Raw genomic sequence first — 1940 nt, 5'->3', positions numbered from 1 at the left:
CCTACATGCACATACCAGGACAACCATCGCCTGGCTCACCTAGCCTTCTTCGTCCCCACTTCACCACTTATAAAAAGTCCAGGAATATTAACCTGGTTCCCATCGACTACGCTCTTCAGCCTCGCCTTAGGGGCCGACTCACCCTGCTCCGATTAACGTCGTGCAGGAAACCTGGGACTTCCGGCGTGAGGGCTTTTCACCCTCATTATCGTTACTCATGTCAGCATTCGCACTTCTGATACCTCCAGCACACTTCTCAATGCACCTTCATCAGCTTACAGAACGCTCCCCTACCACGTGTACACAGTACACATCCGCAGCTTCGGTGACTAGTTTTAGCCCCGTTACATCTTCCGCGCAGGCCGACTCGACCAGTGAGCTATTACGCTTTCTTTAAAGGGTGGCTGCTTCTAAGCCAACCTCCTGGCTGTCTATGCCTTCCCACATCGTTTCCCACTTAACTAGTACTTGGGGACCTTAGCTGGCGGTCTGGGTTGTTTCCCTCTTCACGACGGACGTTAGCACCCGCCGTGTGTCTCCCGTGATTCAATTAGCCGGTATTCGGAGTTTGCATCGGTTTGGTAAGCCATGACAGCCCCCTAGCCGAAACAGTGCTCTACCCCCAGTAATCATTCACGAGGCGCTACCTAAATAGCTTTCGGGGAGAACCAGCTATCTCCGGGCTTGATTAGCCTTTCACTCCTAGTCACACGTCATCCGATAATTTTTCAACATTACCCGGTTCGGACCTCCAGTTGGTGTTACCCAACCTTCATCCTGCACATGACTAGATCGCCCGGTTTCGGGTCTACTCACAGCGACTCTCGCCCTATTCAGACTCGATTTCTCTACGGCTCCCTTATTCAGTTAACCTCGCCACTGAAAGTAACTCGCTGACCCATTATACAAAAGGTACGCAGTCACACAGCCTAAGCCATGCTCCCACTGCTTGTACGCAAACGGTTTCAGGTTCTATTTCACTCCCCTCTCCGGGGTTCTTTTCACCTTTCCCTCACGGTACTGGTTCACTATCGGTCAGTAAGTAGTATTTAGCCTTGGATGATGGTCCACCCTTCTTCAACCAGGATTACACGTGTCCCGGCCTACTTCTTCGCGTGCCTAGTTCTTCATGAAACTCTCGTGTACGGGGCTTTCACCCTCTCTCGCCAACTTTCCCAAATTGTTCCACTTCATCTCACAATAAATCACGCCAGGCTCCTCCCCGTTCGCTCGCCGCTACTTGGAGAATCTCTTTTGATTTCTTTTCCTTCGGGTACTTAGATGTTTCAGTTCCCCGAGTTCGCCTCTATAACCTATGTATTCAGTCATAGATGACCATGCTCACGCATGGCCGGGTTCCCCCATTCGGACATCTCTGGCTCAGCGCTCGTTTCCAGCTCACCAAAGCTTTTCGCAGGATTCCACGTCCTTCTTCGCCTCTTACTGCCAAGGCATCCACCGTTTGCGCTTCTCTTCTTGACCATATAATCTCAATTACCTCAAAATTATATGTTTACTGCTCAATACAAGTCGCTTGTGTTACCTCTTCATTTACCATCTTTTTAATGAACGTCTGGTTATTCCAGATTAAATGACTCCGCAAAGCACTTTAATCTGGACTATCCTCTAGAACCCTCTAAATTGGTGGAGCCGAGGAGGATCGAACTCCTGACCCCCTGCGTGCAAGGCAGGTGCTCTCCCAGCTGAGCTACGACCCCAATTTTTACTGCGATCTTTTATTTTACTCCGCGTTGCGCACACTCTCTCGCTCAGCCACATACTGATGTATGTTCCTTCGCTCGTTCGCGTCCGCGCCTTGATTAAAACAAAATCTCTTGTAAAAATGCTTCGACTGGCGTTAGCTTTTCGCTCGCGCTTCGCTCTCGCTTTACCGAGCATCTTTCACACCCTCACGGGCGCTTAGGATTCTTCATCTTTCT

At 50.2% G+C, this 1940-nt stretch carries 1 tRNA gene and 1 other annotated feature (1 of these 2 running past the window's edge); the gene reads right to left on the bottom strand.

What is annotated here, in order from left to right:
• Window positions 1-1482: a sequence feature (mutual gap in cmsearch alignment for this rRNA model is longer than 100), on the bottom strand (it extends 1457 nt beyond the left edge of the window).
• 160 nt (window positions 1483-1642) lie between these two features.
• Window positions 1643-1718, bottom strand: a tRNA-Ala gene (locus tag Lgra_RS14415).
• Window positions 1719-1940: the final 222 nt, after the last annotated feature.

Source organism: Legionella gratiana (assembly GCF_001467695.1).
Classification (GTDB): domain Bacteria; phylum Pseudomonadota; class Gammaproteobacteria; order Legionellales; family Legionellaceae; genus Legionella; species Legionella gratiana.
This window is presented reverse-complemented; position numbering and strand designations above follow the sequence as displayed.